This window comes from Ensifer sp. 22460 (assembly GCF_052044935.1).
In the GTDB taxonomy this organism is placed as follows: domain Bacteria; phylum Pseudomonadota; class Alphaproteobacteria; order Rhizobiales; family Rhizobiaceae; genus Ensifer.
The window spans coordinates 54,065-70,701 of the sequence record NZ_JBQENZ010000002.1 but is presented as its reverse complement, the minus strand read 5'-3'; the positions used below and the strand labels follow the sequence as shown (position 1 = coordinate 70,701).

General features: G+C 64.9%; 16 protein-coding genes. 9 read left to right on the top strand and 7 right to left on the bottom strand.

The window, feature by feature from the left end; all coding sequences use genetic code 11:
* The first annotated feature begins 8 nt into the window (after positions 1 to 8).
* The 8 genes from ACTJKM_RS02605 to mnhG all read left to right on the top strand — a co-directional run bounded on the left by ACTJKM_RS02605 (position 9) and on the right by mnhG (position 9,296).
* On the top strand, positions 9 to 194 hold the full coding sequence (locus ACTJKM_RS02605) for a DUF3008 family protein (RefSeq protein WP_057254536.1): 186 nt from the start codon (positions 9 to 11) through the stop codon (positions 192 to 194).
* Positions 195 to 329: 135 nt separating this feature from the next.
* On the top strand, positions 330 to 2,969 hold the full coding sequence (locus tag ACTJKM_RS02600; RefSeq protein WP_113513698.1) for an EAL domain-containing protein: 2,640 nt from the start codon (positions 330 to 332) through the stop codon (positions 2,967 to 2,969).
* Between the two features lie 329 nt (positions 2,970 to 3,298).
* Positions 3,299 to 6,205: a monovalent cation/H+ antiporter subunit A gene (locus ACTJKM_RS02595; RefSeq protein WP_058326878.1), complete on the top strand. Its 2,907-nt coding sequence runs from the start codon at positions 3,299 to 3,301 to the stop codon at positions 6,203 to 6,205.
* Positions 6,205 to 6,552 (top strand): Na+/H+ antiporter subunit C, encoded by a 348-nt coding sequence (locus ACTJKM_RS02590; protein WP_058326879.1) that lies wholly within the window; start codon positions 6,205 to 6,207, stop codon positions 6,550 to 6,552. Before ACTJKM_RS02595 ends, ACTJKM_RS02590 begins: the two co-directional genes overlap by 1 nt.
* Complete coding sequence (locus ACTJKM_RS02585; RefSeq protein ID WP_058326880.1) at positions 6,545 to 8,161, top strand: monovalent cation/H+ antiporter subunit D; 1,617 nt, start codon at positions 6,545 to 6,547, stop codon at positions 8,159 to 8,161. Before ACTJKM_RS02590 ends, ACTJKM_RS02585 begins: the two co-directional genes overlap by 8 nt.
* Before the next feature lie 3 nt (positions 8,162 to 8,164).
* Complete coding sequence (locus ACTJKM_RS02580; RefSeq protein ID WP_057254531.1) at positions 8,165 to 8,650, top strand: Na+/H+ antiporter subunit E; 486 nt, start codon at positions 8,165 to 8,167, stop codon at positions 8,648 to 8,650.
* Complete coding sequence (locus ACTJKM_RS02575; protein ID WP_057254530.1) at positions 8,647 to 8,928, top strand: K+/H+ antiporter subunit F; 282 nt, start codon at positions 8,647 to 8,649, stop codon at positions 8,926 to 8,928. The genes ACTJKM_RS02580 and ACTJKM_RS02575 overlap by 4 nt, the downstream gene beginning before the upstream one ends.
* The gene (mnhG, locus tag ACTJKM_RS02570) at positions 8,925 to 9,296 is read left to right on the top strand and encodes a monovalent cation/H(+) antiporter subunit G (protein ID WP_058326881.1); all 372 of its coding nucleotides are present in this window, start codon (positions 8,925 to 8,927) and stop codon (positions 9,294 to 9,296) included. The genes ACTJKM_RS02575 and mnhG overlap by 4 nt, the downstream gene beginning before the upstream one ends.
* Positions 9,297 to 9,353: 57 nt before the next feature.
* Here the strand turns inward: mnhG and cobM are convergent, their stop codons facing one another.
* Both cobM and ACTJKM_RS02560 read right to left on the bottom strand, forming a co-directional pair.
* Positions 9,354 to 10,115: a precorrin-4 C(11)-methyltransferase gene (cobM, locus tag ACTJKM_RS02565; protein WP_058326882.1), complete on the bottom strand. Its 762-nt coding sequence runs from the start codon at positions 10,113 to 10,115 to the stop codon at positions 9,354 to 9,356.
* Between the two features lie 122 nt (positions 10,116 to 10,237).
* The gene (locus ACTJKM_RS02560) at positions 10,238 to 11,479 is read right to left on the bottom strand and encodes a bifunctional cobalt-precorrin-7 (C(5))-methyltransferase/cobalt-precorrin-6B (C(15))-methyltransferase (RefSeq protein ID WP_058326883.1); all 1,242 of its coding nucleotides are present in this window, start codon (positions 11,477 to 11,479) and stop codon (positions 10,238 to 10,240) included.
* Here ACTJKM_RS02560 and ACTJKM_RS02555 point away from each other — a divergent pair.
* Positions 11,448 to 12,233 carry a cobalt-precorrin-6A reductase gene (locus tag ACTJKM_RS02555; protein ID WP_440659912.1) on the top strand — a complete coding sequence of 262 codons (786 nt, stop codon included), beginning with the start codon at positions 11,448 to 11,450 and terminating at the stop codon, positions 12,231 to 12,233. The genes ACTJKM_RS02560 and ACTJKM_RS02555 overlap by 32 nt on opposite strands.
* Here ACTJKM_RS02555 and ACTJKM_RS02550 read toward each other — a convergent pair.
* The 5 genes from ACTJKM_RS02550 to cobF form a co-directional block, all read right to left on the bottom strand.
* Positions 12,212 to 12,976 carry a precorrin-3B C(17)-methyltransferase gene (locus ACTJKM_RS02550; protein ID WP_440659911.1) on the bottom strand — a complete coding sequence of 255 codons (765 nt, stop codon included), beginning with the start codon at positions 12,974 to 12,976 and terminating at the stop codon, positions 12,212 to 12,214. The two genes, ACTJKM_RS02555 and ACTJKM_RS02550, sit on opposite strands and share 22 nt — an antisense overlap.
* Positions 12,973 to 13,710: a precorrin-2 C(20)-methyltransferase gene (locus ACTJKM_RS02545; RefSeq protein ID WP_110880649.1), complete on the bottom strand. Its 738-nt coding sequence runs from the start codon at positions 13,708 to 13,710 to the stop codon at positions 12,973 to 12,975. Before ACTJKM_RS02545 ends, ACTJKM_RS02550 begins: the two co-directional genes overlap by 4 nt.
* Entirely contained in the window at positions 13,707 to 14,339 is a 633-nt protein-coding gene (locus ACTJKM_RS02540) for a precorrin-8X methylmutase (protein ID WP_057254524.1), read from the bottom strand. The genes ACTJKM_RS02545 and ACTJKM_RS02540 overlap by 4 nt, the downstream gene beginning before the upstream one ends.
* A 2-nt stretch (positions 14,340 to 14,341) precedes the next feature.
* A complete protein-coding gene (gene cobG / locus ACTJKM_RS02535; RefSeq protein WP_440659923.1) occupies positions 14,342 to 15,709 on the bottom strand; it encodes a precorrin-3B synthase in 1,368 nt (455 codons plus the stop codon).
* Positions 15,710 to 15,819: 110 nt separating this feature from the next.
* Positions 15,820 to 16,590: a precorrin-6A synthase (deacetylating) gene (gene cobF, locus ACTJKM_RS02530; RefSeq protein WP_440659910.1), complete on the bottom strand. Its 771-nt coding sequence runs from the start codon at positions 16,588 to 16,590 to the stop codon at positions 15,820 to 15,822.
* Positions 16,591 to 16,637: the final 47 nt, after the last annotated feature.

The window sequence follows — 16,637 nt, the reverse complement described above, 5'->3', positions numbered from 1 at the left end:
GGTGTTCCATGCCAGCCAAATCGAAGGCTCAGCAGAAGGCAGCCGGTGCGGCCCTGGCCGCAAAACGCGGAGAGACCAAGAAGTCCAGTCTCAAGGGCGCCTCCCGCGAGATGGAAAAATCCATGACGGAAGGCGAACTCAAGGAACTCGCCGAGACCAAGCGCAAGAAGCTACCCGAGCGCAAGGGTGGCTGAATGCGAAACCTCGTATAAAAGAGCCGACTAAAACAAGAATTATTAAGACCCTTTTGGGATCATCCCGGTCGATACACAGCCATTCGCGTGCCGCCGGGGTGATTTGTGCCTGCCAGACATGCTTTCAACCTCGGAATGAAGAGGCTCTCCAGGGTTTTAACGCCAAGCTACCTTCCGGCGGTCATCGCGGCTTTCGTGGTCCTGGTGGCCGGCATCCTGGCGGACAATCAGAACCAGGTGGTGGCCGAGGCGCGCTTGCGCGCACGGGTCGCCGAAGAGCTCAATCCCATCCGCTCCAAGCTCGAAGCCAACGTCAACGGCAATATCCAGCTCGTGCGCGGCTTGATCGGCACGCTCGTCACCGAGCCGGGCATGGATCAGAAGCGCTTCGCCGCCCTTTCGCGCAGCATCTTTACCGAACGCTCGCAACTGCGCAGCATCGCTGCCGCGCCGAACCTCGTCGTCTCGCTCGTCTACCCGCTCAAAGGAAATGAGAAGGCGCTGGGGCTCGATTACCGCAAGAACGAGTTGCAGCGCGCTGCCGTCATGCGCGTCAAGAACACCAGGCAGATGGTGCTTGCCGGCCCGGTGGATCTCGTCCAGGGCGGGCGTGGGCTGATCGGCCGCTTCCCGGTAATGATCGACGCCGGCGGCGGCAGCAATCGCTTCTGGGGCATCGTCTCCGCCATCATCGACATCGACCGCCTCTATCGTGACAGCGGCCTCCTTTCCGAACAGCCCGGCATAGATATCGCCATAGCCGGGCGCGACGGCACCGGCGCGGAAGGGCAGGTCTTCTTTGGCGACCCCGCGGTCTTCAAGCATTCGCCGGTCGCGATGACCGTGCTGTTGCCGGGCGGCTCCTGGCGTATCGCAGCCGTTCCCAGGGGCGGCTGGCCGACGACGGCCGGCAATGCCTGGTTCATCCGCGGATTGATCGTTCTCGGCGGCCTGATGATCATCCTGCCGATGGTGCTGACCGGTCGCCTGATGAGCGAGCGGCAGATGAACATCCGCGCGCTGAGGCACAGCAAGGCGCAGCTGCAGGAGCTCTCCCATCGCCTGAAGATCGCGCTGGACTCGTCGCAGATCGGCATTTGGGAGCTGGATATTGCGAGCGGCAAGTTGCTTTGGGACGACCGGATGCGCGAACTCTACGGTCGCGCCGGCTCCACCCGCGAGACCTATGAGGACTGGAGAAGCGCCCTTTATTCCGACGATCTCCAGCGCGCCGAGGCCGAGTTCGCAGAAGCGCTCGAGACGGGCGACGCCTACAACTCGGACTTCCGCATCTGCCTCCCAGACGGCAGTTTGCGTCACATTCGCGCGATCGGCTCTGCCTATATCGGCGCCGATGGCATGCGGAAGGTCGTCGGGGTCAACTGGGACGTCACCGCCGACTTCGAGACCCGCGAAACCCTGTTCGAAGCCAAGCGCATGGCCGAGGCGCACAGCGTCGAGCTCGAGGCGGCGCGCCATCGCATGGAATTCAATGCCCTGCACGATCCGCTGACCGGCCTGCCGAACCGCCGGTTCCTCGATCAGGTCCTGGCCGAGCGCAACAGGCATTTCGCGCCGGAAGCCCGGCTCAGCATATTCCACATGGACCTCGACCGGTTCAAGCAGATCAACGATACGCTCGGCCACGCCGCCGGCGACGAAATCCTGCGCCATGCCGCCGAGCTGCTCCGGGGCAATGCGGATGCCAGGGACTTCGTTGCTCGCATCGGCGGCGATGAGTTCGTCATCGTTCGCCAGGATGGCGGGATGGAACCGGACGCCACACTCGCGTCCCGCATCATTGAGGCGATGAGCGTGCCCGTCCGCTACAAGGACCAGGAGTGCCGCATCGGCGTCAGCATCGGCATTGCTGCCCAGGCCAAGGCAACGGATGATCTGTCGCACGTGCTGGTCAATGCCGATATTGCGCTCTACGAAGCCAAGCGCCGCGGCCGCAACCGGCACGAGACCTTTACCGGTGAGCTGAAGACGGCCGTTTTCAAGACCAAGCAAACGGCCGACGAGATCCTTCGCGGGCTGGAGCACAACGAGTTCATCGCCCATTTCCAGCCGCAGTTCTGCCCGCGATCCCTCGACATAACAGGTGTCGAGGCACTGGCGCGCTGGGATCATCCATCCAAGGGACTGCTCGGCCCGCATACCTTCCTGAAGACGGCGGAAGACATCAACGTGGTCGCGTCGATCGACCAGGCAATCCTGGAACAGGCGCTGTTCCAGATCTACCGCTGGGAGGCGGGCGGCATCCATATTCCCAAGGTCTCGGTCAATCTGTCCTATGCACGGCTTCACGATGAAAACCTGATCGATCGCCTCGAACAATTGCAAATTCCGGCGGGCCGCCTGTCCTTCGAACTACTGGAATCGATCTCCTTCGACGAGGGCGACGTGACGGTGCTTTCCAACATCCGCAGGATCAAGGAGCTCGGCATCGACATCGAGATCGACGATTTCGGCACCGGCTATGCCTCGATCCTGAGCCTTCTGAAGCTGACCCCGCGGCGGCTGAAGATCGATCGCCAGCTCGTCCTGCCGATCCTCGACTCGCCCGCCGAAAAGCGCCTCGTCGAATCGATCATCGATATCGGCACGTCGCTCGGCATCGAAGTGATCGCCGAAGGCGTCGAGACGCTGGAACACGCCCATATCCTGAAGGAACTCGGCTGCCACGGGCTGCAAGGCTATGCCTTCGCGCGGCCGATGAACGCCAACGACCTCGCGACCTTCGCCTTCGAGCGCCGCTGGCTTGCGGCCTGAGAAGCACGCCGGCCTGCTGCAAAAAACACGGTGCGTGCATTTTTCGCACCGGTAAGGCTTGGCAGCTTTGCCGCGAATCGCCATAAAAACAATTGCCTGCCTCCACGTCTTGGGATCGGCGGCATCACCTGCGGCAGTCGCTGATGCGACCGCCCTTTCGGGCCTCTAGGGCGTCCCGCTTCAAGGGCAACCCACTGAAGCGGAAAAGATGCTCTAGATTCAACATCCTGGTGCGTCCCCTGTGCGTTCTTTTGAAAGCACGGCGCTCTGGTGCCCGCTCTCCATGAAACCCGAACGAAGGGAACGGTACGATCGAATACGCGGGAAAATTGCTTTCTGTCTTCATTCTCGCCCCATTTGCGGGAAGCCTCCTTGCAATCTTCTTTCCGCCCGATCAACGCGGTGCGACAGCCTGGTTCGCAGGAACGATCGCGCTCCTGTGTTTCCTCGTCGCCGCCAGCCTCTATCCCTTCGTCACCTCGGGCGGCGTGCTGCGCTACGACATCGCCTGGCTCCCTGAACTCGGCCTCAATTTCACGCTCAGGATGGACGGCTTCGCCTGGCTCTTCACGGTGCTGGTGACAGCGATCGGCGTACTCGTCGTGATTTACGCCCGCTATTACATGGCCGCGGAAGACCCGGTGCCGCGCTTCCTGGCGCTGTTTCTTGCCTTCATGGGCTCGATGCTCGGCGTCGTGCTTTCAGGCAATCTCATCCTGCTTGCGGTCTTCTGGGAACTGACGAGCATCGTTTCGTTCCTCCTGATCGGCTACTGGCACCACAATGCCCATGCCCGCGACGGCGCCCGCATGGCGTTGACCGTGACCGGCACGGGCGGCCTCTGCATGCTCGTCGGCCTCCTGCTGATGGGCCGCATCGTCGGCAGCTACGACCTCGACGTCGTGCTGGCGTCGGGCGATCTGATCCGCAACTCGCCGCTCTATATGCCTGTCCTGATCCTGGTCCTGCTCGGCGCATTGACGAAAAGCGCGCAGTTCCCGTTCCACTTCTGGCTGCCGCACGCGATGTCGGCACCGACGCCGGTCTCCGCCTACCTGCACTCCGCAACCATGGTGAAGGCAGGCGTCTTCCTGCTTGTGCGCCTGTGGCCTGTGATGGCCGGTACCGAGGCCTGGTTCTGGATCGTCGGCCTTGCCGGGCTCTCCACCCTGCTGCTCGGCGCCTATTTCGCCATCTTCCAGCAGGACCTCAAAGGCCTGCTGGCCTATTCCACCATCAGCCATCTCGGCCTGATCACGGTGCTGTTGAGCCTCGGCAGCCCGCTTGCCGCCGTCGCCGCGGTCTTCCACATCGTCAACCACGCCACCTTCAAGGCGTCGCTGTTCATGGCGGCGGGCATCATCGACCACGAGACCGGCACGCGTGACATGCGCAAGCTCGGCGGGCTGATCCGCTACATGCCGGGAACGGCGGTGCTCGCCATGGTCGCGAGCGCTGCCATGGCTGGTGTTCCGCTTCTGAACGGCTTCATTTCGAAGGAAATGTTCTTCGCCGAGGCGATCGAAACGCACCAGGCCAACATCCTCGACACGATGACGCCCTACGTCGCGACGCTCGCCGGCATGTTCGCGGTCACCTATTCGCTGCGCTTCATACACAGCGTCTTCTTCGGCAAGACGCCGGAGGATCTGCCGAAGGTGCCGCACGAGCCGCCGCGCTGGATGCGCGTGCCGATCGAGTTCCTGGTGCTCGCCTGCCTGGTCGTCGGCATCATTCCGGCGGTCACCATCGGTCCGTTCCTGCACACGGCGGTCGTATCGATCCTGGGTGCCAGCACGCCATACTACAGCCTCTCCGTCTGGCATGGCTGGAACCTGCCGCTGATCATGAGCTTCGTGGCACTGGCGGGCGGCGTCGGCCTCTATTTCCTGATGCGCAATTATCTTGCGACCAGCATCGAGGGGCCGCCGATCTTCCGCCTGCTGCACGGCCAGCGCATCTTCGAGCGCGTGCTCGTGACGCTCTCCTGGAAATGGGCACGTTCGCTCGAACAACGGCTCGGCACCCGGCGGCTGCAGCCGCAGATGCGCTTCCTCGTCTTCATCGCCGTCGCCGCCGGTGCGCTGCCGCTGCTTCTAAGCAAATACGAGCTGCCGCCGCTTCTCGTTCGCAGCATCGATCCGGCCTTCGCGCTGCTCTGGGCGGTCGGCATCGCCTGCGCGATCGGCGCGGCGCTGCTGGCAAAATTCCACCGGCTCGCCGCACTCGTGCTGCTTGGCGGCGCCGGTCTCACCACCTGCCTGACCTTCGTCTGGCTTTCGGCGCCGGACCTTGCCGTGACTCAGCTGCTCGTCGAGATCGTCACGACGGTCCTCATCCTGCTCGGTCTTCGCTGGCTGCCGAAGCGTATCGAGGATACGCAGGAATCGGAGCTGCTGTCATTGCGGGTCCGCTTCCGCCGTCTGCGCGACTTCCTGCTGGCGATCGCCGCCGGCGGCGGCGTGGCGCTCATCGCCTATACGATGATGACCCGGCCCATGCCCGAGACGATCGCCAGCTACTTCCTTGAGCGCGCCTACAAGGAGGGCGGCGGCACCAACGTCGTCAACGTCATCCTCGTCGACTTCCGCGGCTTCGACACGCTCGGCGAAATCGCCGTTCTGGCAATCGTCGCGCTCACGGTCTTCGCTCTGCTCCTGCGCTTCCGCCCGCAGGCCGACAGCCTGGAGGCACCGGAACAGCAGCGCGTCCAGAACGCCTTCGACGACGACCACCCGGATCGCAGCAAGGGCGACAGCGTCGCCGAGTACCTGTTCGTGCCTTCTGTGATCATGCGCTGGATGTTCCCGGTCATCGGCATGCTCGCCGCCTATCTGTTCCTGCGCGGCCATGACCTGCCGGGCGGCGGCTTTGCGGCCGGCATCGCCATGTCCATCGGCTTTATCCTGCAATACATGTCCGGCGGCACCCGCTGGGTCGAGGAACGGCTGCGCATCCATCCGCTGCGCTGGATGAGCATCGGTCTGCTGGTCGCCGCGACCACCGGCATCGGCTCCTGGCTCTTCGGTTATCCGTTCCTCACCTCGCACGCGCAATACGTGACGCTGCCGATCGTCGGGAAGTTCCCGCTTGCGAGTGCGCTATTCTTCGATCTCGGCGTCTTCTCGCTGGTGCTGGGCGCAACGGTGCTGATCCTCATCGCCCTTGCCCACCAGTCGATCCGTGCGCCGCGTGCCCATGCCCGCGCCACGCGGAGCGGAAAGGAGGCCCGCTAATGGAGATCATCCTCTCTGTCGCGATCGGCGTGCTGACCGCATCGGGCGTCTACCTGCTGCTGCGTCCGCGGACCTATCAGGTGATCATCGGCCTCTCGCTGCTCTCCTATGCCGTCAACCTCTTCATCTTCGGCATGGGGCGCCTTCGCGTGAACGCGCCGCCGGTGCTGGAACCCGGCGGTGTCGGCGACCTCAGCCGCTTCACCGATCCGGTGCCGCAGGCGCTCGTCCTGACCGCCATCGTCATCGGCTTTGCGATGACCGCGCTCTTTCTCGTCGTGCTGCTCGCCTCGCGCGGCTTCACGGGCACCGACCACGTCGACGGCCGGGAGCAGCGCCATGACTAACTGGGTGCACCACCTGCTGATTCTGCCGATCTTGCTGCCACTGATGGTCGGTGCCGCGATGATCCCGATCGACGAGCGCAACCGCATGGTGAAGGGCGTGATGGGCTTCGTCTCGACGCTCGCGCTTTTCATCCTCTCGATGGTGCTGATGCGCATCGCCTCGATGGACGGCGCCCCCGCCGGCAGCGGCGTCTATCAACTCGGCAACTGGCCGGCGCCCTTCGGCATCGTGCTGGTGCTCGACCGCCTGTCGGCGCTGATGCTGTGCCTGACGAGCGGACTGGCGCTTGCCGCCCAGGCCTATTCGATCGCGCGCTGGCACACGGCCGGCCATCACTTCCATTCGCTGTTCCAGCTGCTGATCGCCGGTCTCAACGGCTCGTTCCTGACCGGCGACCTCTTCAACCTCTTCGTCTTCTTCGAGATGATGCTGGCGGCATCCTACGGCCTGCTGCTGCACGGCTCCGGGCCGCTCCGCGTCAAGGCGGGCCTGCATTACGTTGCTATCAACCTCGCTGCCTCGTCGCTCTTCCTGATCGGCGTCAGCCTGATCTATGGCGCGACCGGCACGCTCAATATGGCCGATCTCTCGATGAAACTGGTGACGCTCTCGCCGGATGACCGCCAGATGGTTGAGGTCGGAGCGGGCGTGCTCGGTGTCGCCTTCCTGGTGAAGGCCGGCATGTGGCCGTTGAGCTTCTGGCTGCCGACAGCCTATTCGGCCGCGACACCGCCGGTCGCCGCCGTCTTCGCGATCCTGACCAAGGTCGGCATTTATGTCATCCTCAGGCTTTCGCTGTTGGTCTTCGGCGCCAGCGCCGGCGCCTCGGCGGGCTTCGGCCAACCGATCCTGCTTCTGGGTGGCCTGCTGACAATCGCCTTCGGCGCGATCGGCGTGCTGGCCTCCCAGGCCATGGGCCGTCTGGCCGCCTATTCGGTGCTGGTTTCTTCCGGCACCCTGCTCGCGGCAATCGGCCTCGGCCATCCGAGCATGATTGCCGGCGCGCTGTTCTATCTCGTCAGTTCGACACTGACGATCTCCGCCTTCTTCCTCTTGATCGAACTGGTCGAGCGTGGCCGCGACGCCGGCGCCGACGTTCTGGCGGTGACGATGGAAGCCTACGGCGATGCCGACGAGGACGAGGAGGAAGAAGTGGTCGGCGCCGCGATCCCCGGCACCATGGCGATCCTCGGCCTCTGCTTCTGCCTTTGCGCCCTGCTGCTTGCCGGCCTGCCGCCGCTTTCCGGCTTCGTCGCCAAATTCGCGATCCTCGGCGGTCTTTTCGGCCTGTCGGGAGCCGAAGCCGCTCCGGCGATTTCCGCAGCCGACTGGACCTATGTCACCCTCTTGATCGTCTCCGGTCTGGCGGCGATGATCGCCATGAACCGTGTCGGCATCCGCACCTTCTGGGCGTCGATTGAAAACACCGTGCCGCGGGTGGTCGTCATCGAGATCACACCCGTCGTCGTGTTGCTCGCCACCTGCATATACCTCAGCGTGCAGGCCGGCCCGACGATGCGCTACATGCAGGCGACGGCGGACTCGCTTCTGAACCCGGCGGGCTATGCAGAACGCGTACTCACCGCACCTCGGGCGGGAGGGCAATAGCCGATGCGCACCTGGTTTCCCTACCCGCTTCTTTCGGCCGGTTTGCTCGCCATCTGGCTGCTGCTCAATCAGTCGGTCGCCCCCGGCACGATCCTCATGGGTTCCGTGCTTGCCACCGGTCTCGGCTGGGTGACGCTCAAGCTCGGCCTCGCCCGTTCGCACCCGCGGCGGGTCCTGCTGATGCTGCGTTTCGGCTTTACCATTGCGCTCGACATCATCCGATCCAACCTGGCCGTCGCTGCCGTCATTCTAAGGGGCCGACGCAGACCGCCGAATTCCGGCTTCCTGACCGTCGATATCGATCTCGATGACGAAAATGCCCTGGCGCTGCTCGCCTGCGTCATGACGGCGACCCCGGGAACGGCCTGGCTCGAATACGACCGCCTGCGCAAATCCCTGCTCTTCCATGTGCTCGACATGGAGAACGAGCGCGTTTGGATCGATACGGTCAAGCGCTACGAGGCCGCCTTGAAGGAGATATTCGGATGATGGAACTCACGATCATCTGGTCGATCCTGATTGCCCAGATCATGCTCGGCCTGGCGATGGCCTTCGCCTTCTACCGCATGGTGAGAGGACCGCGCGCGCAGGATCGCATCCTCGGCCTCGACACGCTCTACATCAACGCCATGCTGATGCTGCTCACCTTCGGCATCCGCACGGCAAACTCGATCTATTTCGAATCGGCGTTGATCGTCGCGCTGATCGGTTTCGTTTCGTCGATCGCCTTCGGCAAGTTCCTGATGCGCGGGGAGATCATCGAATGAGCCATGTCACCGACCTTCCCGTCTGGGCGGCCATTCTGGTCTGCGGGCTCACGGTTCTGGGCGCTGCCATAGCGCTGATCGGCTCGGTCGGCCTGCTGCGGTTTACCAGCTTTTACGAGCGGCTGCATGCGCCGACGCTGGCAACCAGCGGCGGCGTGCTGCTGATCTGCACAGCCTCGATCATCTGCTTCGCCGTGCTGCAGAGCCGCTGGGTGTTCCACGAAATCCTGATCATCGTCTTCGTTCTCGTCACCACACCGATGACGCTGATGCTGCTCGGGCAGGCCGCACTCTATCGCGACCGCGTGGAAGAAAAACACGGCGTGCCGCTCAAGCAGCGTCCGCCGCGCGAAGAACCGGCAGAGTAGGTTTCAGCCTGCGCAACGACAGGGAAAGCCGGCGACAGGGACCTGAAGCGACCCGGCCTATTCGCCGCGGCCCCTGAACCGTCGCTGATAGGCGGGATCGTAGAGCGAACTCTCGCGGAAATCGGAGGCTTCGAGCCCCGGGCCGACGAAGATCAGCGCGGTGCGCTCGATCGGCTCTTCCGCCACCTTGGCGGCGATGTCCCCGAGCGTGCCACGCACCACCCGCTCGTCCGGCCAGGAGGCTTTGACGACGATAGCAACAGGGCAATCGGCGCCATAAAGCGGCGTCAGTTCCTCGACCACCTGCTGGAGCGCGTGGATGGCGAGATGGATCGCCAGCGTCGCGCCGGTGGCGCCGAAGGCGGCGAGCGTCTCACTGTTCGGCATCGGCGAGGCGCGACCGGAGACGCGGGTCAGCACCAAGCTTTGAGCCACCGCCGGAATGGTCAATTCGCGCCCAAGCGCTGCGGCCGCCGCCGCAAAAGATGGCACGCCCGGCGTCATCGTGTAGGCGATGCCGTGCTTCTCCAGCCGGCGGATCTGCTCGGCCACCGCACTCCAGACCGAGAGGTCGCCAGAATGAAGCCGCGCCACGTCGAGACCGTCGGCAGCCGCCTTCAAGTATTCCGCCTCGATTTCGTCCAGCGACATCGGCGCGGTATCGACGATGCGCGCACCCGGCGGGCAATACTGCAGGAGGTCCGGCGAAACGATCGAGCCGGCATAGAGGCAGACCGGGCAACGTCCGATCAGGTCGCGGCCGCGCACCGTGATCAGATCCGCAGCCCCCGGGCCGGCGCCGATGAAATGTACCGTCATATCTAGCTCTCTCTTTGTTTCACGCAGTTGCGGACGCAAAACCGCTTCACGCTCCTGCTGGTTTTGCTCACTTTTCTTCCGCATTTCCGGACGCAAAACCGCTTCGCACTGCTGGTATTGTTCTAGCTCTTCGCCCAGGACCACTGCGTCACCGGCATGGCAGGCCGCCATCCGGTCATCGCGCCAACGGGACCGGCTCGTGCGATATCGATTCGGATCAGCGTGCCACCGAGCCGCACGTGATGATCAAGCAGCACCGCTTCCATATCCGTTGTCACCGCGTTGGCGACCAGACGTCCACCAGGCCCGAGCGCCGCGATCGCGGCCTCCATCACGCCGGCTTCGCTGCCGCCGCCGCCGATGAAGATCGCATCGGGCTGCGGCAGGCCGGCAAGGGCGGCCGGTGCTTCACCTTCGACCACTGTCAACCCCGGCACACCGAACATCGTCGCGTTGCGGCCGATGCGGACCGCACGCTCCGGCGACACTTCGATGGAGATCGCGCGCATGGTCGGGTCGGCCAGCATCCATTCGATACCGATCGAGCCGGAGCCGCCGCCGATATCCCAGAGCAGTTCGCCCTTGCGCGGCGCCAGTGCTGACAGCGTCAAAGCCCTGACCTCGCGCTTGGTGATCTGCCCGTCATGCTCGAACAGCGCGTCGTCGCGGCCGGCCGCAAGCGGCAGGATGCGTGCGCCCTCGTCGGCCGTCACCTCTATGGCGCAGACATTCAAGGGGTGCACGAGGCCGAGCATGAAACGCGAGGCGATCTGCGTCGTCACCCGTTCGCCGGCGCCGCCGAGCGCCTCCAGAACCGTCAGCCGGGACTGACCGAAGCCGCTGGCGACCAGCAGCTCGGCCAGGTCCCGCGGGCCGGCCCCGTCCGATGTCAGCGTCAGCACGCGCGCGCCCGGATGCAGGTGCGGCCGCACCAGATCGAGCGGACGTCCATGCACTGAGACGAGCGTCGCATCCTGCAAGGCCCAGCCTAGCCGTGAGGCGGCAAGGCTGATCGAGGACGGTGCGGGGAGCGTGCGGATCTCGGCAGACGCGACACGGCGCGCCAGCGTCACGCCGACGCCGAAGAAGAATGGGTCGCCCGAGGCAAGCACCACGACAGGTGTGCTACGGCGACGGACGATTTCCACCACCGAGCGCTCGAGCGGGCTCTGCCAATGATGAGCCTCGCCTGTAATAAGGGAAGCGGCGAGCTCCAGGTGGCGATGACCGCCATAGACGACGGGTGCCTCGGCGATCAACCGCTTGGCCTCGTCGCCGAGACCCGCTACACCATCTTCACCGATACCGATGACGGTCAGCCAGGGGGAGACGATGGCGGGTTCGCTGTTCGACACGTCAGCCATGGAAAAACCTCGCATTCTGATATTGGGCGGCACCACCGAGGCGCGCGAACTGGCGAGCCGATTGGCCGAAGACGCCCACTATGACACCACCATCTCGCTTGCCGGTCGTACCGCCGACCCGCGGCCGCAGCCGGTCAAGACCCGCATCGGCGGTTTCGGCGGCGCCGATGGGCTGGCGCACTTCCTGCGCGACGAAAACATCGCCCTGCTGGTCGACGCCACGCATCCCTTTGCCGCGCGCATATCGCACAATGCCGCGGAAGCGGCGCAACGAACCGGAATTCCGCTGCTTGCCCTTCGCCGACCGGAATGGCTGCCCCTGCCCGGCGATCGCTGGACCACCGTCGACAGCGTTGTCGAAGCGGTGAGCGCGCTTGGCGATCGCCGCCGGCGCGTCTTCCTCGCCATCGGCCGGCAGGAGGCGTTCCACTTCGAGGTCGCACCGCAGCACAGCTACGTTATCCGCAGCGTCGATCCGGTCACTCCGCCGCTTAACCTGCCCGACCAGGAGGCGGTCCTGGCGACCGGCCCCTTCAAGGAAGCCGATGAAGCCGCGCTGCTTGAGACCCGGAAGATCGACGTGATCGTCGCCAAGAACAGCGGCGGCAGCGCCACCTATGGCAAGATTGCCGCGGCGCGCCGGCTGGGCATCGAGGTGATCATGGTCGAGCGGCGCAAACCGACGGACGTGCCCGCCGTTAGCAGTTGCGGCGAGGCACTCGACCGCATCGCTCACTGGCTCGCCCCCGCATAGAAGCGCGGCGTGTAGACGAGATCGGGCTGCCCATCCCGCTCGACGATGCGGGTTTCCGGAGAGCCGATGATGACGCAGGTCGCCATGTCGGCGCGATTGGCATCGGCTTCGCTAAGCGGCATCACCGCGATCCGCTCGTCCGGCCGTCCGGCCGCGCGGCCGAAGATGACCGGCACCGTTGCCGGCAGCACACCGCGCAGGATCTCGAAGGCTTCGCCGAGCTGCCACGGTCGCGCCTTGCTGATCGGATTGTAGAGCGCAATGACGAGCCCCGCTTCCGCCGCCAGCCTGAGCCGCCGGGTGATGACCTCCCATGGCTTCAGGTTGTCGGAGAGAGACATCGCGCAGAAATCATGACCGAGCGGCGCGCCGATACGGGCGGCAACGGCGAGCATGGCCGTCACGCCGGGCGTGATCACCAGTTCGACCGATTTCCATTCCTTGGGCCCCTTGTCGATCGCCTCGCAGACGGCGGCCGCCATCGCAAAGACGCCGGGATCGCCGCCGGAGACCATGCAGACCTTGGCGCCGGCAGCAGCCCGTGTCAGCGCCACCTGTGCCCGGTCGAGCTCCTCGCGATTGTCGGAGGCGACGCGCAGCTGGTCGGGACGCAGGTTCAGCCGATCGAGATAGGGAAAATAGCCGTAAAACTCTTCCGCCGCCGCAACGGCTTCCACCGTCTCCGGCGTCATCTGCTTCGGGCTGCCCGGGCCGGTGCCGACCACATAGAGTGTACCGGTCATGGCCTGTCCTTCCAGCCGGGCACGAGCACCAGCGAGAAATAGGGCGCCTCGTCGTCGGCCTTCTCGGCAAGCGCCGTCATCGCCGCGTTCTTCATCGTGCCGCGCTCGACATAGACGGCCTGGTCGAGACGGCCGGAAGCGGCAAGCGCCCGGCGGATCTTCGGCAGATTGCGCCCGACCTTCATGATGACGGCCGCTTCGGTATCCCCAAGCCGCCGGCCGAGTTCGGCCTCGGCCATGGTGCCCGGAAGCACCGAAAGCACGTCGTCGCCCTGCACCAGCGGCAGGCCGGCAAGCGACCAGCAGCCGGACATGGCGGTAATGCCGGGGATCACCTCAACCGGGAAGCGGTTGGCGAGCCGCACATGCAGGTGCATGTAGGAGCCATAGAACAGCGGATCGCCTTCGCTGAGGACCGCGACCGTGCGCCCGGCAAGAAGATGCGTCGCCACGGCTTCGGCGGATGCATTGTAGAAATCGGTGATCTGGCTCTTGTAGGCGCCGTCGTCCTTGTCGATTTCGGTCGTCACCGGATAGTAGAGCGGCAGCTCCAGGAGATCGGGCTTCAGCAGACCTTCGACCACGGCGCGGCCGTTGCCGCTGCGCCCGGCCTTGGCGAAATAGGCAAGCACATCGGCCTCGCCCAGTGCCTTCACCGCCTTGACCGTCAAGAGCTCCGGATCGCCGGGGCCGGTTCCAACGCCGATCAGGCGCCCCACGCCGGCGCCGCTCACAGGCCCGGCCTCGCGAGCGAATTCAGCGCCGCAGCGGTCATGGCGCTGCCGCCGAGGCGACCGCGCACGATGGCGAAGGGAACGCCGTAGGAATTCTCGGCGAGCGCATCCTTCGATTCCGCCGCGCCGACGAAACCGACGGGCATGCCGAGGATTGCCGCCGGCTTCGGCGCTCCGTCCCGCAGCATTTCGAGCAGGAAAAACAGGGCCGTCGGCGCGTTGCCGATCGCCACGACCGAACCGGCCAGACGCTCGCTCCAGAGTTTGAGCGCCGCGGCAGAGCGGGTGTTTCCGATCTCGGCGGCAATCTCAGGCGTGCGCGGATCGCGCAGCGTGCAGATCACCTCGTTGCCGGCCGGCAGCCGTGCGCGGGTAACACCGTGAGCGACCATCTCGGCATCGCAGAGGATCGGTGCGCCGGCCTTGAGCGCCGCGCGGGCCGAGGTCACGAAATCGGGAGAGAAGACGAACTGCTTGGTCGCTTCGACCGAGCCGCAGGCATGCACCATGCGCACCGCCAGATCCGCTTCCTCCTCAGAGAAACCGGAAAGGTCGGCCTCGGCGCGGATGATGGCGAAGGAACGCTCGTAGATGGCGTTGCCATCGCGGATGTAATCATACTCAGGCATGTCTATTCCTGTTCGAACGCTGCCGAGACGCGCGCAGCTCCGAGCCGTGTAAGACAGGACTGCGCCGATTCGCCAGCGTCTTTGTTTTGCCGCACCAGCCGGCCGAGCCGGGCGAGCGCGGATTTCACTCCATTCTCATCGGTGTAGGCGCTTGGCAAGCCGTTCGCAGCCCCATTTACGACAAGCCCGTATCCTGATGGCGCACCGGCCAGCGTCAGCTCCGACCGCCTCGGTCGGGCACAGCCCTTGGCGCAGCCGGACAGATGGACGGTAAGCGAGCCGTCGAGCAGCTCGGGCGCCATCTCGACAAGGCTTTGTGCCATGCCCTTGGTCTCCATCCAGGCGGAGGCACAGCCCTTGCTGCCGGCGCAGGTGGCGATCGCGTTGCGCGGGTCGTCTTCGACGATGCGAAAACCATGCGCCGCTGCCAGGCTCTGGGCGACAGCCGCGGTCTCGTGGCTGAGGCCAAGCACGAAGAAGGCGTGCCCCGGCGCAAGCCGGATCGCAGTGGCGCCAAGCTCCTGGACCTGATGGAGGAAGGCCGCCAGCGCGGAGGCTTCCACCTGGGCAAAGGCAAGGCCGAGACCAAGAACGACCCCGGCGTCACCGAGGTCATGACTGCCGGGAATCGAGGCCGAACTCAGAACTGCCGGACATTCGGACAATGCCTCGCACCGACAAAGGGCGCGGATTTCTGCCGGGTCCAGATCGCGCCCGCGCGCCGTCGTGCCGAGGCTCGCCAGTTTTTCGAGAATGGTGATCAAGGCCGGCACGACCGCGTTGCCGACAAACGTCCCGATGATCGATCCCTTCGCTGCCGTCCCGCCCAGCGACAGCAGCCATCCAGAGCCGTCGGGCGTCGAAAGCGCCCGAAGGCGAATGTCGGCAACCACAGCATTAAGACCAAAGCGTCCGCCACCGTCGATGACGACCGACAGTTTGGGCGCAAGCCTCAGCATCGGCCGGCGCGCCTGCAAGGCTTCCCGAAGCCCTGCCGCGATCGATCGGGGATCGGCGATCTCTGTCGGATCGATACCGGCCAATGGCGGCACCTCAATCGCAAGGCCCTCGGCGATCATGATCTCGGCATCCCCGATCGCCTGCGCCAGCGCCGGCACCGTCGCCTCGCTCAGGCCGCGCAACTGCAGGTTTCCGCGCGCGGTGATCTCGATGATGCCGTTGCCGAAGGTCTCGGCGGCGGCCGCAAGCGCGATGACCTTGGGAATGGTCAGGCTGCCGTCATCGGGCCTGAGCCGCACGAGCAGCCCGTCGCCGGTCTGCATCGGTGCGGCGAGCGACGGACAGGCGCCGCGCCGCATCGAGGCGCTGGCACCGGGTTCTCCAGTCGATGGAAGGGCACAGGTGCTCATCAAATCCGTCATCGCTCGAGGTTCTCCTCCCTGAAGAAGCCCCTTAAGACGCTATAACACAGCCGCAAACCTTGAGTGAGATCAATCACGGCGCGGTCTGTCCGGCGTCCTCACTCCTCGAAGTCGGCGCCCTTGCGTAACAGGTAGATGTCCATGATCCAGCCCATTCTCTCGCGCGCTGCCGCCCGCGTTTCGAGGATCCGGTCCCTCACCTCGGCAAGGCGACCGGATATGACGATCTCATCCGGCGTACCAAGATAGGCGCCCCAGAAGATTTCCGCGTCGGGATCGTCGATCCGCTGAAACGCCTGCTCCCCGTCGAGCATCACGACGGAAGTCTGGCTCTTTTCCGGAAAGCTCTCGTGCAACCGGCGCCCGGTGGTGATCTCCACCGGCTTGCCGACGAGGTTCAGCGGAATGCGGTGGCTGGCGCAGAGCGCCTGCAGGCTGGTGATCCCCGGAACGACGTCATAGTCGAAGGCAACCTGCCCGCGCGCCTTGACCCGCTCGACGATGCGGATGGTGCTGTCATAGAGCATCGGATCGCCCCAGACGAGAAACGCGCCGGTTCCATCCTCGCCCAATTCCTTCGCCAGCAACCCCTCGTAGATCGCGGCAATCTGGGCGTGCCAGTCGTCGACGCTGCCGTCGTAGCTGACGCCCTCGGTGCGGCGCACCGGCACAGCGAATTCGACCGTGCGGCTGTCGCCGCGCGTCACGTAGCGGGCGCAGATGTCGCGGCGCACTTCGGCCAGCTCGGTCTTCTTCGCCCCCTTGGTCGGGATGAACAGCACGTCGGCGCGGTTCAGCGCATTGATCGCCTGTACCGTCATATGCTCCGAATTGCCCGAACCGATGCCGATGATCAGAATTTTGCGCATGTCCTCGCCTCCGCCTGCCTTCTCTCGGCGTGTTTGGCGGATCGCCG